Raw genomic sequence first — 21916 nt, forward strand, 5'->3', positions numbered from 1 at the left:
ATAGGCTTTTCTTTGAGAATCGGGTGTGGACCGGTTGACGAATAGGGCAAAAACTAGTAGAATAGTAAGGAAACTTTATACGGAGGAAAGAAATGGATTTGGGTGATAATGAGCTAACACTGACTCCCATACCTGGGAAAAGTGGTAAGGCTTATATGGGTAGCTATCCTGACGGGAAGCGCATCTTTGTAAAAATGAACACCTCTCCAATCCTACCTGGTCTAGCTAGAGAACAAATTGCTCCACAATTATTATGGAGCCGCCGTTTGGCAGATGGGCGTGATATGTGTGCTCAAGAATGGTTGACAGGCAAGATATTGACCCCCTATGATATGAATCGTAAACAAATCGTCAATATTTTAACCCGCCTACATCGCTCACGTCCTTTGATGACGCAGTTGAGTCGTTTGGGCTATGCCATGGAAACACCTGTAGATTTACTGCAGTCTTGGCAGGAAACGGCTCCAGATGCTTTGCGTAAAAATCATTTTATCAGTGAAGTGATGGCTGATTTACGTCAGACTATTCCAGGATTTAGAGAGGACTATGCGACCATTGTCCATGGAGATGTACGACATAGTAATTGGATTGAGACAGATAGTGGCTTGATTTATTTGGTGGATTGGGATTCGGTTCGCTTGACCGACCGCATGTTTGATGTGGCCCATATGCTCTGCCATTATATTCCAGAACATCAGTGGAAGGAATGGTTGACCTACTACGGTTACAAGTACAATCAAACGGTATTAAATAAATTGTATTGGTACGGTCAATTGTCTTATTTGAGCCAGATTTCCAAGTATTATATGAACCAAGATTTAGAAAATGTCAATCGGGAGATTCATGGCTTGCGTCACTTCCGAGACAAGTATGGAAAGAGAAGATGAGAGTTAGAAATCGTAAAGGGGCGACAGAATTACTAGAGGCAAATCCCCAGTATGTGGTCCTCAATCCCTTGGAAGCCAAGGGGAAATGGCGGAACTTGTTCGGAAACGACAATCCCATTCATGTGGAAGTTGGAAGTGGAAAGGGTGCCTTTGTTTCAGGTATGGCTAAGCAAAACCCTGACATCAACTATATCGGGATTGATATTCAAAAGTCTGTTTTGAGCTACGCTTTGGACAAGGTGCTTGAAGTTGGAGTGCCTAACATCAAGCTCTTGTGGGTAGATGGTTCTGACTTGACCGACTACTTTGAAGATGGTGAGATTGATCGCTTGTATCTGAACTTTTCAGATCCATGGCCGAAAAAACGCCATGAAAAGCGTCGTTTGACCTACAAGACCTTCTTGGATACCTTCAAACGTATCTTGCCTGAAAATGGAGAAATTCATTTCAAGACGGATAACCGTGGCTTGTTTGAGTACAGTTTAGTGAGCTTTTCTCAGTATGGCATGAAGCTCAACGGTGTCTGGCTAGATTTGCATGCCAGTGATTTTGAAGGCAATGTCATGACAGAATACGAGCAAAAATTCTCCAACAAGGGACAAGTTATCTACCGTGTTGAGGCAGAATTTTAAGAAATAGCCTGAAATCAGGCTGTATAAGTGCTTTTGCTTTACATAAGTTGGCAAATGTGCTACACTAATAGTAAGAATATGAAAAGTGAGGCGGGGAAATATCTTCGCCTCTTGCTTATGAGGAGGTGGACGCAATCGCAACAATCGTAGAATTAGTCAGAGAAGTTGTAGAACCTGTCATAGAAGCTCCTTTCGAACTCGTGGATATCGAGTATGGAAAGATTGGCAGTGACATGATTCTCAGTATTTTTGTAGATAAACCTGAAGGAATTACCTTGAACGATACGGCGGACTTGACAGAAATGATCAGTCCTGTCCTAGACACCATCAAGCCAGATCCCTTCCCAGAACAATATTTCCTAGAAATCACCAGTCCAGGCTTGGAACGTCCTTTGAAAACCAAGGATGCCGTCGCTGGAGCGGTTGGGAAATACATCCATGTCGGGCTCTACCAAGCCATCGATAAGCAAAAGGTCTTTGAAGGAACCTTGCTGGCCTTTGAAGAGGATGAGTTGACTATGGAATATATGGACAAGACGCGTAAGAAAACCGTCCAAATTCCATATAGTTTAGTATCAAAAGCACGTTTAGCAGTTAAATTATAGAAAAAGAAAGGATAGCTTTTGAGGATTCAAAAGTGAAGAAAACATGAGTAAAGAAATGCTAGAGGCCTTCCGCATTTTGGAAGAAGACAAGGGAATCAAAAAAGAAGATATCATCGACGCAGTAGTAGAGTCGCTTCGTTCCGCTTATCGCAGACGCTATGGTCAATCAGACAGCGTAGCTATTGACTTCAACGAAAAAACAGGTGATTTTACCGTTTATACTGTCCGTGAAGTTGTTGATGAAGTATTTGATAGCCGTTTGGAAATCAGCTTGAAAGATGCTCTTGCCATTAATTCAGCCTATGAACTTGGTGATAAAATCAAGTTTGAAGAAGCACCTGCTGAGTTTGGTCGTGTAGCAGCTCAATCTGCCAAACAAACCATCATGGAAAAAATGCGCAAGCAAACACGTGCCATCACTTACAATACTTACAAAGAACATGAGCAAGAAATCATGTCAGGTACAGTGGAGCGCTTCGACAACCGCTTCATCTATGTCAACCTTGGTAGCATTGAAGCCCAATTGTCAAAACAAGACCAAATTCCTGGAGAAGTTTTTGCTTCCCATGATCGTATTGAAGTCTATGTTTACAAGGTTGAAGACAACCCTCGTGGTGTCAACGTCTTTGTTAGCCGTAGCCATCCAGAAATGATCAAACGCTTGATGGAGCAAGAAATCCCAGAAGTTTATGATGGAACTGTTGAAATCATGAGCGTGGCTCGTGAAGCTGGTGACCGTACGAAGGTTGCCGTTCGTAGCCACAATCCAAACGTGGACGCTATCGGTACAATCGTTGGACGTGGTGGTGCTAATATCAAGAAGATTACTAGCAAATTCCACCCAGCTCGTTACGATGCCAAGAGCGGTCGTACGGTACCAATCGAAGAAAACATCGATGTTATCGAGTGGGTAGCTGATCCAGCTGAATTTATCTACAATGCTATCGCTCCTGCTGAAGTTGACCAAGTTATCTTTGATGAAAACGACAGCAAACGTGCCTTGGTGGTTGTACCAGATAACAAGCTTTCTCTTGCCATTGGTCGTCGTGGACAAAACGTGCGCTTGGCAGCTCACTTGACTGGTTACCGTATTGATATCAAGTCTGCTAGCGAATTTGAAGCCATGGAAGAAGCTGGTTCGGTAGATTTGGAAGCAGAAAACGATACTGTAGAAGAATAAAAGCTGCTAGAGGAGGGAAAGATGAAAACAAGAAAAATCCCTTTGCGCAAGTCTGTCGTGTCTAACGAAGTGATTGATAAGCGTGATTTGCTCCGCATTGTCAAAAACAAGGAAGGACAAGTCTTTATAGATCCGACAGGCAAGGCCAATGGCCGCGGCGCTTATATCAAGCTAGACAATGCAGAAGCCTTAGAGGCGAAAAAGAAGAAGGTCTTTAACCGCAGCTTTAGCATGGAAGTGGATGAAAGCTTTTATGACGAGTTGATCGCTTATGTGGATCACAAAGTGAAAAGAAGAGAGTTAGGACTTGAATAAGCAAAAGATAAGCAATCTCTTGGGGCTTGCTCAGCGAGCAGGTCGGATTATATCGGGTGAAGAATTGGTGGTCAAGGCCATTCAAGATGGCAAGGCCAAGTTGGTCTTTCTAGCCCATGATGCTGGACCCAATCTGACCAAGAAGATTCAAGATAAAAGTCATTATTATCAAGTAGAAATTGTAACCGTGTTTTCAACACTGGAATTAAGCATAGCAGTCGGAAAATCGAGAAAGGTTTTGGCTGTAACAGATGCTGGATTTACAAAGAAAATGAGGTCTCTTATGGAATAGAAGAGGAGGACATGATTTGTCTAAGAAAAGATTGTACGAAATCGCAAAAGAACTTGGAAAAGAAAGTAAAGAAGTTGTAGCGCGTGCAAAAGAGTTGGGCTTGGATGTGAAAAGCCACTCATCAAGTGTGGAAGAAGCTGTCGCTGCAAAAATCGCTGCCAGCTTTAAGTCCGCAGCTGCTCCGAAAGAAGAAGCAAAACCTGCAGCACCAAAAGCAAGTGCAGAAAAGAAAGCCGAAAAATCTGAGCCAGCTAAACCAGCTGTAGCTAAGGAAGAGGCAAAAGCGGCTGAACCAGTTGCTCCTAAAACAGAAAAAGCAGTAGCTAAACCGCAAAGCCGTAATTTCAAGGCTGAGCGTGAAGCCCGTGCCAAAGAGCAGGCAGAACGACGCAAGCAAAATAAAGGCAATAACCGTGACCAACAACAAAACGGCAACCGTCAGAAAAACGACGGTCGTAATGGCGGAAAACAAGGTCAAGGCAACCGCGACAATCGTCGCTTTAATGACCAAGCTAAGAAACAGCAAGGTCAGCAAAATCGTGGAAACGAGCGCCGTCAACAAGAGGACAAACGTTCAAATCAAGCGACTCCACGTATTGACTTTAAAGCCCGTGCAGCAGCCCTAAAAGCAGAGCAAAATGCAGAATATGCCCGTTCAAGTGAGGAACGTTTCAAGCAGACTCAGGCTGCCAAAGAAGCCTTGGCCCAAGCTAACAAACGCAAGGAGCCAGAGGAAATCTTTGAAGAAGTGGCTAAGTTAGCTGAACAAGCCCAACAAGCGCAACAAGAACAGCAAGTTCAAGCAGTGGTTGAAGTCGTCCCTGAGAAAACAGAACCTGCAGTGGATACACGTCGTAAAAAACAAGCTCGACCAGACAAAAATCGTGACGATTATGATCATGAAGAAGATGGTCCTAGAAAACAACAAAAGAATCGAAGTAGTCAAAATCAAGTGAGAAATCAAAAGAATAGTAACTGGAATAACAACAAAAAGAACAAAAAAGGCAATAACAAGAACAACCGTAATCAGACTCCAAAACCTGTTACAGAGCGTAAATTCCATGAATTGCCAACAGAATTTGAGTATACAGATGGTATGACCGTTGCGGAAATCGCAAAACGTATCAAACGTGAACCAGCTGAAATCGTTAAGAAACTCTTTATGATGGGTGTCATGGCCACACAGAACCAATCCTTGGATGGAGAAACCATCGAACTCCTCATGGTAGATTATGGTATCGAAGCTAAACAAAAGGTTGAAGTGGATAATGCCGACATCGAACGTTTCTTTGTCGAAGATGGTTATCTCAATGAAGATGAATTGGTAGAGCGTCCACCAGTTGTAACTATCATGGGACACGTTGACCACGGTAAAACAACACTCCTAGATACCCTTCGTAACTCTCGTGTTGCGACAGGTGAAGCGGGTGGTATCACTCAGCATATCGGTGCCTACCAAATTGTTGAAAATGGCAAGAAGATTACCTTCCTTGATACACCAGGACACGCGGCCTTTACATCTATGCGTGCGCGTGGTGCTTCTGTTACCGATATTACTATCTTGGTCGTAGCGGCAGATGACGGGGTTATGCCTCAGACTATCGAAGCCATTAACCACTCAAAAGCGGCCAACGTTCCAATCATCGTAGCCATTAACAAGATTGATAAACCAGGTGCTAACCCAGAACGCGTTATCGGTGAATTGGCAGAGCATGGGGTTATGTCAACTGCTTGGGGTGGAGATTCTGAATTTGTTGAAATCTCAGCTAAATTCAACCAAAATATCGAAGAATTGTTGGAAACAGTCCTTCTTGTGGCTGAAATCCAAGAACTCAAGGCAGACCCAACAGTGCGCGCGATCGGTACAGTTATCGAAGCTCGCTTGGATAAAGGAAAAGGTGCGGTCGCAACCCTACTTGTTCAACAAGGTACCTTGAATGTTCAAGACCCAATCGTTGTCGGAAATACCTTCGGTCGTGTCCGTGCCATGACCAATGACCTTGGTCGTCGTGTTAAAGTGGCTGGACCATCAACACCAGTTTCAATCACAGGTTTGAACGAAGCGCCAATGGCAGGTGACCACTTTGCCGTTTACGAGGATGAAAAATCTGCGCGTGCAGCAGGTGAAGAGCGTGCCAAACGTGCTCTTATGAAACAACGTCAAGCTACCCAACGTGTCAGCCTTGAAAACCTCTTTGAAACCCTTAAAGCTGGTGAACTCAAGTCTGTTAACGTTATCATCAAGGCCGATGTACAAGGTTCTGTTGAAGCCCTTTCTGCCTCACTTCAAAAGATTGACGTGGAAGGTGTCAAAGTGACCATCGTCCACTCAGCGGTCGGTGCGATCAACGAATCAGACGTGACTCTTGCCGAAGCTTCAAATGCCTTTATCGTTGGTTTCAACGTACGTCCTACACCACAAGCTCGTCAACAAGCAGAAGCTGACGATGTGGAAATCCGTCTCCACAGCATTATCTACAAGGTTATCGAAGAGATGGAAGAAGCCATGAAAGGGATGCTTGATCCAGAATTCGAAGAAAAAGTTATCGGTGAAGCAGTTATCCGTGAGACCTTCAAGGTGTCTAAAGTGGGAACTATCGGTGGATTCATGGTTATCAACGGTAAGGTTACCCGTGACTCTAAAGTTCGTGTTATCCGTGATGGTGTCGTTATCTATGACGGCGAACTTGCTAGCTTGAAACACTACAAAGACGACGTGAAAGAAGTGACTAACGGCCGTGAAGGTGGTTTGATGATTGATGGTTACAATGATATCAAGACTGATGATGTGATTGAGGCCTACGTCATGGAAGAAATCAAGAGATAAGATTTTTGCTCCTTTCTTAGGTGGTGAGGGACGCAAGCAAACCGATGGTTTCATTGCTTATTTTTGAGCCTGGGGTCTCAAAAATCCCCTGTGATGGGACTGATAAATCAGTTCCATCACTTTCACCACAGCGAAAGAAGCGGATGATTTCAAATTGAACTTCGTTTCAATTTGAACTGAAAATCAATAAATTTAAAAATAGCTAGGTCTGCTGGCCTAGCTTTTGGTTCAAAGTAGAGAAAGGAATATCATGGCAAATCATTTCCGTACGGATCGTGTGGGCATGGAAATCAAGCGTGAAGTCAATGAGATTTTGCAAAAGAAAGTCCGTGATCCGCGTGTCCAAGGCGTAACCATTACAGATGTTCAGATGCTGGGTGACTTGTCTGTTGCCAAGGTTTACTACACCATTTTGAGTAACCTTGCTTCGGATAATCAAAAAGCTCAAATCGGGCTTGAGAAAGCAACTGGTACCATCAAACGTGAACTTGGTCGAAATTTGAAATTGTACAAAATCCCAGATTTGACCTTCGTCAAAGACGAGTCCATCGAATATGGAAACAAGATTGACGAAATGCTACGTAATCTGGATAAGAACTAAGAAGGAGGGGCAGCCCTCTTTTTTGGTGGAGAAAATAGGTGGAATTTGAAATGGAAAAATATTCTTTTAACTAGAATTCTGTATTTTTAAAGGTTAGCTAAATAGAAAATGCTTTTTTTTTTTAGGAAATATGATATGATGATTTCATAAATAAAAGGAGATTCTATTAATGAATAATATAAAAAAAGTTTGTCGTTTAGCCTTGCTATGTCTTTCCGTCTCTACTCTAGTTGCTTGTAGTTCTCTATCTGAAAAAACAAGTAGCTCTTCTAGTGAGAATCAAACAGAAGCTTCATCTAGTAGTTCTGAAAAGAAGGGCTTGCTTGCCAAAGCAAAAGAAAAACTCAGTTCAGGCGATTTCAACCCACAAGATGTTAGTGATGCGACAATTGAGTCTATAAAAACTTATGAAGATTACTTGATTATGAATGAGAAAATAATCGATAATTACTATACAGAAGCAGACGAAGCCTTTAAAGGAACTGTTTTAGAAGATAGCGCTGCTATCCAAGAACAAAAAGATAGCACTAAAAAAGAAATGGAAGATTTGAAAAAACAATATGGTCCACTCAAGAAAGCACCGATTCAAGGGAAAGAAGAAGTGATTAAGACTCTAAAAGATTATCGTGATAATCTACATGAGCAAGTGGAGCAGTGGAAAGCTAGTCTTTAATAGGAAGAGTGGAGTTCAATATGGATTATCAATTATTGCCACATGAATACATGGTTATGAATAGTGACCATGTGAGTTTTGGGAAAAATGGTTTGTCTACAGATGAATTAATTTTAACGAATCTACACTTAATATATATCAAAAAAGGTTTATGGGGAGGAAAAAAAGATCAAGTTACCATACCCATTAACCAGATTAAAATTTTTGAAGGGAAACCTCAAGTTTCAGTAACCAAAACCAATGGTGTGAAACGGCTGGAAATTTATTATAATGGCGGACAAGCTATCTTTGCATTTAATAATACTAAAGATACTGATAAGTGGGCTAGGAACATTATTAAATTGATGTCAGGTGATACAAGCAATTTTGAAACCTTGGGAGATAGCAGCTTATTTGGAGCAGATGTTTTGGCAGAAACATTTAAGGATACATTTGACACTTTTAAAGCAGGGCTTGGAATTAAGGATGCAGAGCCAGAAAAGATTTCAACCAAGTGTAGCTTTTGTGGAGCACCTTTGTCAGGTCAAGTGAAGCAAACAGTGAGATGTGCCTATTGTGATATGGAGCAGAGTTTATAAGGGGGCAATTAAATGGGGTTGATAAAAGCAATCACAGATTCTATTGGTGGGACATTTGCAGACCAGTGGAAAGAAATTATCACAGTTCAAGCTTTTGATGAACATACAGCTGTAAGTCCAGGTATTATTCAAGAAAATAATAATGGTAGGGGTGTCAATACGAAGGGATCTGTAGGTGTTATTTCCAACGGATCCAAGATTTTTATTCCAGAAAATACTGCAGCCTTTATCTTTAGTCAGTCTGGTATAGAGGAAATTATTACAGAACCAGGTGGATATGAATACCAAAATGGTGAAAGCAGTGTTTTTAACGGTGATGGATTGAAAAAGTCACTGTTTGACAATGTTGTTAATCGTGTTGGATTCGGTGGCCAAAGTGATCAGCAAAAACAGATTTGTTTTGTTAATTTGAGAGAAATTCGTGATATTAAATTTGGGACTCGCGGTCCAGTCATGTATAATGATTTGTTTTATGGGACAGATTTAGAAGTACGTGCTTTTGGAACATTTTCTATCCAAATTACAGATGCTAAGCAATTTATCAGAAATTTTCTTCCTGCCAATGTGACTTATTATACCTTCGACAGTGCTCAAGCTAGATCACAAATAGTGACAGAGTTTCTCCAATCTTTTATTGTTGCACTTAATTCTTTGTCAACAACTTATCGTATTTCACAATTACCCTCACAAGCTGCAGTTCTTGCAGAACAAGTATCAAATGATGGACAGTATGCAGGGACTTGGAAAGAACGTTTTGGATTTGAGATTGTAAAAGTTGCCATTGCTAATATTGAGTTCTCACCAGAATCTAAGGAATTGGTTAAACAATTTTCATCAAATAAGATGAATTTAAAAGCTTATGATGATGTATCGCAGAAAGCTTCTAATATTGCAGCACAACAAAAAATTGCATCAGGAGTGGAGCAACATGGTCTAGGTGATGGTGCAGGGATGATTTTCGGTATGAATATGGCACAAGGTTTAGATGAAAAAGCCATGAAAGCAAGTTTATCATTAGATGAACAAATCGAAGCCCTTACAAAACTAAAATCTCTTTTAGATGCAGGGATACTATCTCAAGAAGAATTTGATCGAAAGAAAAAAGAAATTATGGATTTATAAGATGAAGCTCGAAAGCTCATAGTTATACTCAATGAAAATCAAAAAGCAAACTAGGAAGCTAGCCGCAAGCTGTACTTGGGTACGGTAAGGCGACGCTGACGTGGTTTGAAGAGATTTTCGAAGAGTATTAGTGTGTATTCAAGGGATATTCTAGGTGAAACAACAATAGACTATCGTTCATAGATAGACTATCATGTTGTAAAGGTAGGAGTTGAATATTCTAGCTGTCTCTACAAAGACTATTAAAATTCTTTAACAAAACAAATAAGTTGCTAAGGATTTTTAAAAATTTTTGAGAAGAATTTGAAACATGCTTTAAAAGAGTATGCTATCATAGAATATAACTTACAGAAGTAAAAGGAGTTTGTATATGGCTGAACAAGAGTTAGCTATGCAAGTATTACAACAAGTGGTAAAACTACCTGTTGTTAAGGTTGATCGTTCGAAATTTTTAGTGGATAAGTTTTCCAAAGAATTGAATCCACAGGACATTCCTACCTTATTAGAACAAGGCCCAACGTCTCTCTTATCTCAAGAAATATTAGATAGAGTGGCTAATGCCTGCATTAGGGATAATGTTTTATTGGCTAGTGGAACCTCTGTTTTGGCAGGATTACCTGGAGGGATTGCTATGGCAATTACCATTCCAGCTGATGTGGCTCAATTTTATGGTTTCTCTCTGAAATTGGCTCAAGAATTAGGTTATATTTATGGTTATGAGGATCTTTGGGCTTCACGCGAGGAGTTGAGTGAAGATGCTCAAAATACCCTCTTGCTTTATCTAGGCGTCATGTTGGGGGTAAATGGAACCGCTGCCTTGCTACGTGCTGGTGGTATAACAATTGCCAAACAGGTAATGAAAACAGTACCTAATAAAGCTTTAACAAAGACGCTTTGGTACCCTATTTTGAAAAAAGTCTTAAAAATATTTGGTGTGAATCTGACCAAGGGAGGGCTAGCCAAAGGAATGGGGAAATTCATTCCTATCTTGGGTGGTATCATTTCAGGTGGTTTAACCTTTGCAACTATGAAACCGATGGGGGAAAGCTTACAGAAAGAATTGTCCAAGCTAGTCAACTATAGTGAAGTTCAATATCAAGAAGATGTTGAAACAATCCGAAAAGAGGCTGAAATCATCGAAGGAGAGTGATATGGGACTCATAAAAGTTCTAGCTAAAACTTACGGGAATTACTTTTTGACCATGCAAGGTGTAAAAGTCATGAAAACGATAAAGAAAGATGACCATGTCGTTGTTGGTCTGGGAAAACTCTTTATTGCAGATAAGCTAATGGATACGGCTCGGTGGCTCATCAAGCCAGAGGAGAGAGAATGAAATTTTTCTGGGGACTTCTTGCCATTATTTTTATCAAACCGATTATTGGAATTATGAAATTCTTTTGGATGATCATTTCTTTTGCAGTCCAATTGCTGTTTTACAAGTTATTATTTAAGCTATTGGATTGGCTCTTTAAACTTATTTAGATAGTAATCCAAGTCGTGTGGAACTAGCAAGTCTTGTACTGCTAGTTTTTTAATCTCTTTCCTTATGGTATAATAAAATAAATAATATCATTTATAAACGATAATGGAGGTCGTCATGGACAATATCATTGATGTGTCAATTCCCGTTGCAGAAGTGGTGGACAAGCATCCAGAAGTCTTGGAAATTCTAGTCGAACTTGGTTTTAAACCCCTTGCCAATCCCTTGATGCGCAACACAGTTGGTCGTAAAGTATCACTCAAACAGGGTTCTAAGCTTGAAGGAACTCCTATGGACAAGATTGTTCGCACACTGGAAGCAAACGGCTACGAAGTGATTGGATTAGACTAATGGCAGATGAACGGATTCATGTCCTACGGGATATTTTGTTAGAATTGCATAATGGCGCCTCTCCTGAGTCGGTTCAGGAGCGTTTTGATGCGACCTTTACAGGCGTTTCAGCCATCGAGATTTCTCTTATGGAGCACGAGCTGATGAACTCAGACTCAGGTGTCACCTTTGAAGATGTCATGGAACTCTGTGATGTTCATGCCAATCTTTTTAAAAATGCTGTTAAGGATGTCGAAGTTGCAGATACCGAGCACCCAGGTCACCCAGTTCGGGTCTTTAAGGAAGAAAATCTAGCCCTCCGTGCTGCCTTGATTCGCATTCGGAGATTGTTAGATACCTATGAGTCTATGGAAGACGAAGAAATGCTTGCGGAGATGTGCAAGGGCTTGGTGCGTCAGATGGGACTTGTGGGGCAATTTGACATCCATTACCAACGTAAAGAAGAACTCTTCTTTCCTATCATGGAGCGCTATGGTCACGATTCACCTCCAAAAGTCATGTGGGGAGTGGATGACCAGATTAGGGAACTCTTTCAGACAGCCCTAGCGACAGCCAAGTCACTACCAGAAGTGTCGATTAGCACTGTAAAAGAAGCTTTTGAAGCCTTTGCGACAGAATTTGAAAGTATGATTTTCAAGGAAGAGTCCATCCTTCTCATGATTCTCCTTGAATCCTTTACTCAGGATGACTGGCTTCAGATTGCGGAGGAGAGCGATGCCTATGGTTATGCTATTATCCGTCCGTCTGAGAAATGGGTTCCAGAACGCCAGAGTTTTGTTGAGGAAAAGAGTGCAGAGGAGCCTGTAGAGTTAGATACGGCAGAGGAACAAGTTCAGCAGGTTATCGATACGCCAGAAGGACAGTTTACCATTACCTTTACCCCTAAGGAAAAGGAAGCAGTGCTGGACCGTCATAGTCAACAGGCTTTTGGGAATGGCTATCTTTCAGTCGAGCAGGCCAATCTGATTCTCAATCACCTCCCCATGGAGATTACCTTTGTCAATAAAGACGATATTTTCCAGTATTACAATGACAATACGCCAGCTGATGAGATGATTTTCAAACGGACACCGTCTCAAGTCGGGCGCAATGTCGAACTCTGCCATCCGCCTAAGTACTTGGACAAGGTCAAGACCATCATGAATGGCCTCCGTGAGGGAACCAAGGACAAATATGAGATGTGGTTCAAGTCTGAGTCGCGAGGTAAGTTTGTCCACATCACCTACGCTGCAGTGCACGATGAGGAGGGAGAATTTCAAGGAGTGTTGGAGTACGTTCAGGATATTCAACCCTACCGTGAGATTGATACGGACTATTTCCGTGGATTAGAATAAGGAGAAAAAATGAGTTACGAACAAGAATTTATGAAGGAATTTGAAGCTTGGGTCAATACTCAAATCATGATTAACGACATGGCGCACAAGGAAAGCCAAAAAGTCTACGAAGAAGACCAAGACGAACGTGCCAAAGATGCTATGATTCGTTACGAAAGCCGCTTGGATGCTTATCAGTTCTTGCTTGGTAAGTTTGAAAACTTCAAAGCAGGCAAGGGATTCCATGATTTGCCAGATGGCTTGTTTGGTGAGCGAAATTATTAAATGAGATAGATTCTTGATTTTTTACTAAAATCTTGATAGAATATTTATATTAAATCCTTGTCAGAGCAGGGGTTTTTTATTGAAAGGATTTTATCATGTCAAAGAAACTCAATCGTAAAAAACAATTACGAAATAGCCTCCGTCGCGCAGGTGCCTTTTCAAGTGCTGTGACGAAGGTTGTAGAAGAGACAAAAAAAGTTGTAAAACGTGCAGAACAGTCAGCAAGCCAAGCTGGTAAGGCTGTTTCTAAAAAAGTTGAACAAGCAGTAGAAGCTACCAAAGAGCAAGCCCAAAAAGTAGCCAATTCTGTAGAAGATTTTGCAGCAAACTTGGGTGGACTCCCACTTGACCGTGCCAAGACTTTCTATGATGAAGGAATCAAGTCTGCGTCAGATTTCAAAAACTGGACTGAAAAAGAACTCCTTGCCTTGAAAGGAATCGGCCCAGCTACCATTAAGAAATTGAAGGAAAATGGCATCAAGTTCAAGTAATCTTTCTTGTGCCTTGCATTTCCGTCAAAATCTTGCTACAATAGAGCCATTAGAGGTGTTTTGAATCCCACATTTTACAGAAAGTGGCGGTGCTGAGAAGTCCACAAATGTGTCAAAACTGGTTGCTAATGGATGAAAATGAAATAAAAGTGTCTTTTTGTTTTAAAGATGAGAGTGGCGGGCGCTGCCCGAAATTGGGTGGTACCGCGGATAAACACATTCGTCCCTGTCATATAGATGGCAGGGCTTTTCTTTTGCGTCTTAGTAAAAGGAGGTTGTTATGAAGCAATCTTTTAAAACAAGTAAACTCTACTATGGCTTTCCTATCTTCATTTTGGGGTATCAGGATCAGAATTTTGGAAACAATATTACGACCTGTAGCTCCTCTTATAGCTTGGGAGATTGGCTAGTCATTGGTGTCGGAGCTGAGGAAAATGCGGCTGAGCAAATCAAGCATTACCAGAAGTTTACTGTGAATATTCCTGATGAAAATCTCATGCTCGAGATGGAGCAGGCTGGTTTTATCAGTCATCAGGAGAAATTGGAACGTTTGGGAGTGCATTATGAAATTTCTGAACGAACTCAGGCACCGATTTTAGAGGATTGTCCAGTCGTTTTGGATTGTCAGGTAGATAGGATTGTTGAGGAAGAGGGAATTTGTCATATTTTCGCTAAGATTGTTGAGCGACTTGTTGCCCCAGAACTTTTGGATGAAAAGGGGCATTTTAGAAATGAACTGTTTGCCCCAACCTATTTCATGGGAGATGGATATCAGCGCGTCTATCGTTATCTGGATAAGCGTGTAGATATGAAGGGGAGCTTCATCAAAAAAGCGAGGAAGAAGGATGACAAGAGCTGAGTTACCAGAACGGTTGGAAACCGAACGGCTCGTCTTACGAGTCCGTACAGTGGCGGACGCCGAAGACATCCATGCCTACGCTAGTTTGCCAGAGGTCGCCTATCCAGCAGGTTTTCCGCCCGTCAAGACCTTGGAAGATGAGATTTATTATCTGGAGCATATTCTGCCCGAGAGCAATCAAAAGGAAAATCTCCCAGCTGGTTATGGGATTGTCGTCAAAGGAACCGATAAAGTCATTGGTTCTGTTGATTTCAACCATCGCCACGAGGACGATGTGCTGGAGATTGGTTATACCTTGCACCCCGATTATTGGGGTCGAGGCTATGTGCCCGAAGCAGCGCGTGCCTTGATTGATCTAGCTTTTAGAGAACTAGGTCTTCACAAGATTGAACTAACTTGTTTTGGCTATAATGTCCAAAGTCAACGAGTCGCAGAAAAGCTTGACTTTACCCTCGAAGCTCGCATAAGAGACCGCAAAGATGCTCAAGGCAACCGCTGTGATGATTTGAGATATGGCTTGCTGAGGAGTGAGTGGGAGAGTTTAAATTGTTAGTTGAACTGTTTGTAAAATGTGAAATGTTGAGCTATAATATCGTTAAAGAGAAAGGGATTGAAAAATGGAAGTAGGTCAGGTTGTTGCTCTACTTAGTGGGGCAGGAATAGGAGCAATCTTGAGTGCAATTCTGGTTTTTCTCAGTAATAACAAAAAGAATCAACTTGATTATATTGTGAAAGAACGAACTGAGTGGAGGAAAAAACTTGAAGGTATTATTGAGAATCTTCAAGTTCCTTCTGAGCGTAAAGGTGCTTTGAAAAGATTAAGGGCGCTGATTAATCCCTATGGCTATAATCTTGATATTAAAAATACAAAAGATTATTTTATGAAAGATGGGCATATTTGGGATAGCCTTGCTAAGGGTAAATATAAAGATATTATCTACTTTTTAAGTCTTTTATTAAAACATGACTGGGAAAGAAGAAAGCAAGAGGCAAAGTTTCAATATTTAAATGCTTTATCATGGATAGTTCAAATATTTTTTTGTGTTTTTAATTTCTATTTGATATATTTAGTAGTCTCAAATTTAGTGGGCTCAAATTTAGTGGGCTCAAATTTAGTAGTCTCAAATTTAGTAGTCTCAAATTTAGTGGTCTCAAATTTAGTAGGCTCAAATTTTGCACAGTCTTATATATCTCTGTATTTTTTAATATATTCGTTTCTTGCTTTTATGTTTCAAAGAGAGTTTATTGGTGTCTTAAAAAGAAAATCTTCTAAAAATGTTAAAGGGAAATTACTAGTTTTCTTATTTTGTTTTGCTTTCCCTTACTTAATAAACTGGATAATAGGGATAGTCTATACTACCTTTTTGAAAAATTTTTCAATAGCTATTATTGCTCTTTTAGGGATGTATATCTATGAGTTTTATTATCTTCAATTAGTGTCAAATAAGGTAGAAGAAAATTATGTAAAAGCAATAGAGAAATTTCTAAAGAAATCTTTAAAAATAGATAACAAAGCCAATACGCTTACCAATGATATAATACGTTTAGAATCTAAACTTTATGATTTTGAAAACAGTAAAGTAAATATAGGATCATTAGAAAAGAAACGAAGAAAGTTAAGGAAAAAAATAATAAAGAAAGAACAACCAAATATTTTTCGACATCCAATACGATTTTATCTTTTTTTGAAGAAGAAAAAACGAATTTCAAAACTAGTTTTAAGAATGTTAAATTAAAGGAGAACACACATGTCTAAAGAACTTTCACCTAAATACAATCCAGCCGAGGTTGAGGCTGGTCGTTACCAAAAATGGCTTGACGCTGATGTTTTCAAGCCTTCAGGCGATCAAAAAGCCAAGCCTTATTCAATCGTGATTCCACCACCAAATGTAACTGGTAAGCTTCACCTTGGTCACGCTTGGGATACGACTTTGCAGGATATCATTATCCGTCAAAAACGTATGCAAGGTTTTGATACGCTTTGGCTTCCAGGTATGGACCATGCTGGGATTGCGACTCAGGCTAAGGTTGAGGAGCGCTTGCGTGGAGAGGGCATTACACGTTATGACCTAGGTCGTGAAAAATTCTTGGAAAAAGTCTGGGAATGGAAAGACGAATATGCAACAACTATCAAGGAACAGTGGGGCAAGATGGGGCTCTCTGTAGACTACTCTCGCGAACGTTTCACCCTTGACGAAGGTTTGTCAAAAGCGGTTCGCAAGGTCTTTGTGGACCTTTACAAGAAAGGTTGGATCTACCGTGGTGAGTTTATCATCAACTGGGACCCAGCAGCTCGCACAGCCCTTTCTGATATTGAGGTGATTCACAAGGACGTAGAAGGTGCCTTCTACCACATGAACTATATGCTGGAAGATGGTTCACGCGCCCTTGAAGTTGCCACAACTCGTCCTGAGACTATGTTTGGGGACGTTGCCGTTGCGGTCAATCCAGAAGATCCACGCTACAAGGACTTGATTGGAAAAAACGTCATCCTTCCAATCGCTAATAAATTAATCCCAATCGTTGGAGACGAACACGCAGATCCTGAATTTGGTACCGGTGTCGTGAAAATCACACCTGCCCACGATCCAAACGACTTCTTGGTGGGTCAACGTCACAACTTGCCACAAGTCAATGTTATGAACGACGACGGTACTATGAATGACTTAGCCTTCGAATTTGCAGGTATGGACCGTTTTGAAGCTCGTAAGGCAGTCGTTGCCAAGTTGGAAGAAATCGGTGCCCTCGTCAAAATCGAAAAACGTGTCCACAGCGTTGGTCACTCAGAGCGTACAGGTGTTGTGGTTGAACCACGCTTGTCTACTCAATGGTTCGTTAAGATGGACCAATTGGCGAAAAATGCTATTGCCAACCAAGACACAGAGGACAAGGTAGAATTTTACCCACCTCGTTTCAACGATACCTTCCTCCAATGGATGGAAAATGTCCACGACTGGGTTATCTCTCGTCAGCTCTGGTGGGGTCACCAAATCCCTGCTTGGTACAATGCTGAGGGGGAAATATATGTTGGCGAAGAAGCTCCAGAAGGTGACGGTTGGACTCAGGACGAAGATGTCTTGGACACTTGGTTCAGTTCTGCCCTTTGGCCATTCTCAACTATGGGCTGGCCTGATGTCGATTCAGAAGACTTCAAACGTTACTTCCCAACATCAACTTTGGTGACTGGTTATGATATTATTCCGTTCTGGGTGTCTCGGATGATTTTCCAAGGTTTGGAATTTACTGGCAAGTCGCCATTCAAAAATGCCTTGATTCATGGTCTGATTCGTGATGAGCAAGGACGCAAGATGTCGAAATCTCTCGGTAACGGGATTGATCCAATGGATGTTATTGATAAGTATGGAACAGATAGCCTTCGTTGGTTCCTTTCAAACGGTTCTGCACCAGGGCAAGACGTGCGCTTCTCTTACGAGAAAATGGATGCTTCTTGGAACTTCATTAACAAAATCTGGAACATCTCTCGCTACATCCTCATGAACAATGAAGGCTTGACCCTTGAGCAAGCAACTGCCAACGTGGAAAAAGTTGTCAACAAGGAAGCTGGAAATGTCACAGATCGCTGGATCCTCCACAACCTCAATGAAACCATCGGAAAAGTCACTGAAAACTTTGATAAGTTTGAGTTTGGTGTGGCTGGCCACATCCTCTACAACTTCATCTGGGACGAATTTGCGGACTGGTACGTTGAGTTGACTAAGGAAGTCCTTTATAGCGATAACGAAGAAGAGAAAGTCATTACACGTTCTGTTCTCCTTTACACTTTAGACAAGATCCTTCGTCTCCTTCACCCAATCATGCCATTCGTGACAGAGGAAATCTTTGGACAAATCTCAGAAGGCTCTATCGTTACAGCAGAATACCCAACTGTCAACCCAGCCTTTGAAGATCTTGCGGCTCACACAGGTGTGGAAAGTCTCAAAGACTTGATCCGTGCCGTTCGTAATGCGCGTGCGGAAGTAAACGTAGCACCAAGCAAGCCAATCACCATCCTTGTTAAGACAAGCGATAGCGACTTGGAAGCCTTCTTTAACAGCAATGTCAACTACATCAAACGCTTCACAAATCCAGAACACTTGGAAATTGCATCAACCATCCCTACACCTGAACTCGCAATGTCAAGCGTCATCACAGGAGCAGAAATCTACTTGCCACTGGCAGACCTCCTCAATGTCGAAGAAGAACTAGCTCGCCTCGATAAGGAACTCGCTAAATGGCAAAAAGAACTGGATATGGTTGGTAAGAAACTCTCTAACGAACGTTTCGTAGCCAATGCCAAACCAGAAGTCGTCCAAAAAGAACGCGACAAACAAGCCGACTACCAAGCTAAATACGACGCGACTGTAGCACGTATTGATGAGATGAAGAAGTTGGTGAAATAAATCAATATTAGGCAGATTCTGATCAATTAAGCTAATATCAGAACTGCTTTTTTAGTAGATTTATGGTAAAATGAAGGGTAAAACAAAATGTAATAGGAGGCCGATATGAAAATAAATGCAGTTGATTTATTTTGTGGTGTAGGCGGTCTAACGTACGGTATTCAGCAGGCGGGTATCAATGTTGTAGCTGGATATGATATTGATGAAAAAAGCAAATTTGCCTATGAGTACAACAATGATGCTAAATTTATTTTAAAAGATATAAATGGAATTGAAGATGACGAAATTTTGGGATTATATCCGTCAGATACTGACATAAAAGTACTGATTGGTTGTGCTCCTTGTCAACCATTTTCAACATACAGTCATAAATATCAGAATAATGAAAATACAAAAAAGAAGATAGACCTTTTGGATTGTTTTGGTAGGCAAGTTGAACTTGTAAAACCAGATATTGTATCAATGGAAAATGTTCCTCAAATGCAAAAAAAAGAAGTTTTTCATCGTTTTAGGACTCTATTAGAAAAGAATGGCTACAAGGTTACTTACAAGGTGGTATATGCTCCAGATTACGGAGTGCCTCAAACAAGAAAACGGTTACTTTTGCTTGCGTCAAAATTCGGAGATATTTCGTTAATTGAACCAGAGTTCAATTCAGATACTCACCCTACTCTTAGAGATACTATAGAGAAACTACCTGAAATAAAAGCGGGAGAAACTTATAAACATGATCCACTACATAGATGTAGAAATTTATCAGATTTAAACTTAAAAAGAATAAGACAATCCAAACCTGGAGGGACATGGAGAGATTGGGATGACGATCTTCTTTTAGAAGCATATAAGAAAGACAGTGGAAAGACGTTCGGGTCAGTCTATGGTCGATTAGAATGGGACAAACCTGCTAATACTATTACAACTCAGTTCCCTGGAATCGGTAATGGCAGATTTGGTCATCCAGAACAAGATAGAGCTTTAAGTTTACGTGAAGGGGCACTTTTGCAGACTTTTCCATTAAATTATGAGTTTGTTGACCCTAAACAGGGGGGGAATTATCCAATATCCCAAGTGGCGTTACAAATTGGAAATGCAGTACCACCTAAATTAGGTGAGATTATTGGTGAAAGTATTATAAATCATTTGGAGGAATATTATGCTTAAGCAAATGAAATTATTTGAAGATGAGGAAAAGCAGAAAAAAATACAAAATCAAATAGATATGTTACAATATGAACTTAATTATGATACTCGAGATTATCCTATTAGTTTTATAGTTGATTTATATAATAATGAGAATGAAATCTTTTCTCCTGACTATCAACGTAGCGAATTATTATGGAGTCCCAAGCAAAAATCAAGATTTATAGAATCATTGCTACTTGATTATCCAATTCCTCTTCTATTTTTAGCAGATACGGATGAAGGTAGTATGGAAATTGTTGATGGATTGCAAAGAATTTCAACACTATCTGAGTTTTTTTATGGAGATTTAAAATTGGTGGGCCTAAACAAACTTACAGAATTAAATGATTGCACTTTGGATGAAATGCCCAAAAATGAAATTAGACGCTTGAAAGCTAGATCTTTGAGGGTAATAGTGTTGAAACATAGTACTCCAGCAAGTGTTCGTAAAGAACTATTTGATCGACTTAACACCAGTTCCTTACGTGCTAATACAAGTGAAGTTCGAGCTGGAAGGGAACTTGATAATCCACTTATGATTTTAATAAAAACTTTAGCTGAAGATGAACTATTTAGGGAGAATACAAATCTTTCCCAAAATAAAATTAATCGGAAAGAAGATATTGAATTAGTAAGTAGGTTTTTTGCTTTTAGCAATAATTTAGATAATTATAACGGTTCAGTTATGAATTTTGTTGATGATTATATCCGAGAGGCCGGAAAAAGTTGGTCTGATGAAAAAAAATATTTGTTTGAAGATGAGTTTAATAGAACAATGAGATTTGTTTCAGATAATTTTGAGAGAGGTTTTCAAAAAGAAGATCGAAATCATACACCTCGGGTACGATTTGAGGCGCTTTCAGTTGGAATTAATCTAGCACTAAGAGAATCTCCCCAATTAAATGTCTCCATTGCACAAATAGATAAGTTATTGAACAGTGACCACTTAAAAAAATGGACAACTTCTGATGCTGCAAATAATAGAACCAAGGTAATTAGTAGAATACATGGAGTTAGAGACTTTTTATTAAATGGTGACTTTAATGACTGAATATGAAAAATTGAAAATGGAAATTAATCATTTTATCAATGTAATTAGTATTTATGAAAAATCTATAATGGGGCTTCCAAATGTGTTGAACAATTTATTCGAAATACAAATAGAAAGCAGCCCAGAGGATTTGTTCGAACAAGAATACCGATTGCAGATTAAAGATAGAGATAATTTTGAAGCAATTGTTAAAATTATGAAATCCAATTCTATTTTAATGCTATATAATTTGGTTGAGTCAACTATAAGGGTTTCAATGTTAGATTATTATAGCAGTTTAAATGATAAACAATTGTCTTTTAGTCAAGCAATTGAATCAATACAAAAATTATGGATTAAAAACCATCTGAATCAAATAAATAGTAATGAGTTAAATCAAAAAGTATTTAATATGATTTTAAATGTGATAAATAATAATTACAGTGTTGAGATAGAAAGGGAATCGTTTCATCTTTCTGGGAACGCAGATGTCAAGGAGATGAAAAGGATTTTAGAAACACATGGCATTACATATAATAACGATTCATTTAGAGATTTTGGCGGAGCACTTCTTACCATTAAAAATAAGAGAAATTATTTAGCTCATGGAAATATTTCTTTTGAAGATAATGGAGGACGATTTTCAATTCAAGACATAAATGAATTAAAGAATAAGACTTATCAATGTTTAGATTACTTTATTTCTCTAATAAATTCTGCAATTATTAATCAAGAATTTATGTCACAAGATATATAATAATCTCCAAAAAAGAAATTACTATTGTCTAATCTTATAGAAAACAACTTACCAC

Annotated in this window: 24 protein-coding genes; all 24 read left to right on the plus strand. The window is 39.9% G+C overall.

Features of this window, described 5'->3' with window-relative positions:
• The first annotated feature begins 92 nt into the window (after positions 1–92).
• The 24 genes from ccrZ to K4Z77_RS07960 all read left to right on the plus strand — a co-directional run bounded on the left by ccrZ (position 93) and on the right by K4Z77_RS07960 (position 21861).
• The gene (gene ccrZ, locus K4Z77_RS07845; protein WP_000363005.1) at positions 93–887 is read left to right on the plus strand and encodes a cell cycle regulator CcrZ; all 795 of its coding nucleotides are present in this window, start codon (positions 93–95) and stop codon (positions 885–887) included.
• The gene (trmB, locus tag K4Z77_RS07850) at positions 884–1519 is read left to right on the plus strand and encodes a tRNA (guanosine(46)-N7)-methyltransferase TrmB (protein ID WP_001266103.1); all 636 of its coding nucleotides are present in this window, start codon (positions 884–886) and stop codon (positions 1517–1519) included. Before ccrZ ends, trmB begins: the two co-directional genes overlap by 4 nt.
• Positions 1520–1644: 125 nt before the next feature.
• Positions 1645–2124, plus strand: coding sequence for a ribosome maturation factor RimP (gene rimP / locus K4Z77_RS07855; protein ID WP_001808916.1), 480 nt, complete (start codon positions 1645–1647; stop codon positions 2122–2124).
• A 43-nt stretch (positions 2125–2167) separates the two neighbouring features.
• Positions 2168–3304 carry a transcription termination factor NusA gene (nusA, locus tag K4Z77_RS07860; RefSeq protein WP_224218975.1) on the plus strand — a complete coding sequence of 379 codons (1137 nt, stop codon included), beginning with the start codon at positions 2168–2170 and terminating at the stop codon, positions 3302–3304.
• 21 nt (positions 3305–3325) lie between these two features.
• Entirely contained in the window at positions 3326–3619 is a 294-nt protein-coding gene (gene rnpM, locus K4Z77_RS07865) for an RNase P modulator RnpM (RefSeq protein ID WP_000857561.1), read from the plus strand.
• Positions 3612–3911: a YlxQ-related RNA-binding protein gene (locus K4Z77_RS07870; protein WP_001041390.1), complete on the plus strand. Its 300-nt coding sequence runs from the start codon at positions 3612–3614 to the stop codon at positions 3909–3911. Before rnpM ends, K4Z77_RS07870 begins: the two co-directional genes overlap by 8 nt.
• Positions 3912–3927: 16 nt before the next feature.
• Complete coding sequence (infB, locus tag K4Z77_RS07875; protein WP_224218976.1) at positions 3928–6738, plus strand: translation initiation factor IF-2; 2811 nt, start codon at positions 3928–3930, stop codon at positions 6736–6738.
• 250 nt (positions 6739–6988) lie between these two features.
• On the plus strand, positions 6989–7339 hold the full coding sequence (gene rbfA, locus K4Z77_RS07880; RefSeq protein WP_001273601.1) for a 30S ribosome-binding factor RbfA: 351 nt from the start codon (positions 6989–6991) through the stop codon (positions 7337–7339).
• Positions 7340–7508: 169 nt separating this feature from the next.
• Entirely contained in the window at positions 7509–8012 is a 504-nt protein-coding gene (locus K4Z77_RS07885) for a hypothetical protein (protein WP_224218977.1), read from the plus strand.
• A 20-nt stretch (positions 8013–8032) separates the two neighbouring features.
• Positions 8033–8590, plus strand: coding sequence for a C1 domain-containing protein (locus K4Z77_RS07890; protein WP_000386259.1), 558 nt, complete (start codon positions 8033–8035; stop codon positions 8588–8590).
• A gap of 12 nt (positions 8591–8602) precedes the next feature.
• Positions 8603–9712, plus strand: a complete 1110-nt coding sequence (locus K4Z77_RS07895; RefSeq protein ID WP_224218978.1) for an SPFH domain-containing protein — start codon at positions 8603–8605, stop codon at positions 9710–9712.
• A 370-nt stretch (positions 9713–10082) separates the two neighbouring features.
• Entirely contained in the window at positions 10083–10862 is a 780-nt protein-coding gene (locus K4Z77_RS07900; protein WP_224218979.1) for a hypothetical protein, read from the plus strand.
• 1 nt (position 10863) lies between these two features.
• Entirely contained in the window at positions 10864–11046 is a 183-nt protein-coding gene (locus K4Z77_RS07905; protein WP_224218980.1) for a hypothetical protein, read from the plus strand.
• A gap of 264 nt (positions 11047–11310) precedes the next feature.
• Positions 11311–11544 (plus strand): DUF1858 domain-containing protein, encoded by a 234-nt coding sequence (locus K4Z77_RS07910; RefSeq protein ID WP_000368739.1) that lies wholly within the window; start codon positions 11311–11313, stop codon positions 11542–11544.
• Positions 11544–12878 (plus strand): DUF438 domain-containing protein, encoded by a 1335-nt coding sequence (locus K4Z77_RS07915; RefSeq protein ID WP_224218981.1) that lies wholly within the window; start codon positions 11544–11546, stop codon positions 12876–12878. The genes K4Z77_RS07910 and K4Z77_RS07915 overlap by 1 nt, the downstream gene beginning before the upstream one ends.
• A 9-nt stretch (positions 12879–12887) precedes the next feature.
• Positions 12888–13142, plus strand: a complete 255-nt coding sequence (locus tag K4Z77_RS07920; protein ID WP_000119706.1) for a DUF1912 family protein — start codon at positions 12888–12890, stop codon at positions 13140–13142.
• A 95-nt stretch (positions 13143–13237) separates the two neighbouring features.
• A complete protein-coding gene (locus tag K4Z77_RS07925) occupies positions 13238–13633 on the plus strand; it encodes a helix-hairpin-helix domain-containing protein (RefSeq protein WP_084864475.1) in 396 nt (131 codons plus the stop codon).
• Positions 13634–13913: 280 nt separating this feature from the next.
• On the plus strand, positions 13914–14492 hold the full coding sequence (locus tag K4Z77_RS07930; protein WP_224218982.1) for a flavin reductase family protein: 579 nt from the start codon (positions 13914–13916) through the stop codon (positions 14490–14492).
• Entirely contained in the window at positions 14479–15045 is a 567-nt protein-coding gene (locus K4Z77_RS07935) for a GNAT family N-acetyltransferase (protein ID WP_224218983.1), read from the plus strand. Before K4Z77_RS07930 ends, K4Z77_RS07935 begins: the two co-directional genes overlap by 14 nt.
• 64 nt (positions 15046–15109) lie before the next feature.
• The gene (locus tag K4Z77_RS07940; RefSeq protein ID WP_224218984.1) at positions 15110–16228 is read left to right on the plus strand and encodes a hypothetical protein; all 1119 of its coding nucleotides are present in this window, start codon (positions 15110–15112) and stop codon (positions 16226–16228) included.
• 12 nt (positions 16229–16240) lie between these two features.
• Complete coding sequence (locus tag K4Z77_RS07945; protein ID WP_224218985.1) at positions 16241–18892, plus strand: valine--tRNA ligase; 2652 nt, start codon at positions 16241–16243, stop codon at positions 18890–18892.
• Between the two features lie 105 nt (positions 18893–18997).
• The gene (locus K4Z77_RS07950; protein ID WP_000700044.1) at positions 18998–20053 is read left to right on the plus strand and encodes a DNA cytosine methyltransferase; all 1056 of its coding nucleotides are present in this window, start codon (positions 18998–19000) and stop codon (positions 20051–20053) included.
• The gene (locus tag K4Z77_RS07955; protein WP_224218986.1) at positions 20046–21125 is read left to right on the plus strand and encodes a DUF262 domain-containing protein; all 1080 of its coding nucleotides are present in this window, start codon (positions 20046–20048) and stop codon (positions 21123–21125) included. The genes K4Z77_RS07950 and K4Z77_RS07955 overlap by 8 nt, the downstream gene beginning before the upstream one ends.
• On the plus strand, positions 21118–21861 hold the full coding sequence (locus K4Z77_RS07960; RefSeq protein ID WP_224218987.1) for an MAE_28990/MAE_18760 family HEPN-like nuclease: 744 nt from the start codon (positions 21118–21120) through the stop codon (positions 21859–21861). Before K4Z77_RS07955 ends, K4Z77_RS07960 begins: the two co-directional genes overlap by 8 nt.
• Positions 21862–21916: the final 55 nt, after the last annotated feature.

It is taken from the genome of Streptococcus mitis subsp. hohhotensis (genome assembly GCF_020089495.2).
In the GTDB taxonomy this organism is placed as follows: domain Bacteria; phylum Bacillota; class Bacilli; order Lactobacillales; family Streptococcaceae; genus Streptococcus; species Streptococcus hohhotensis.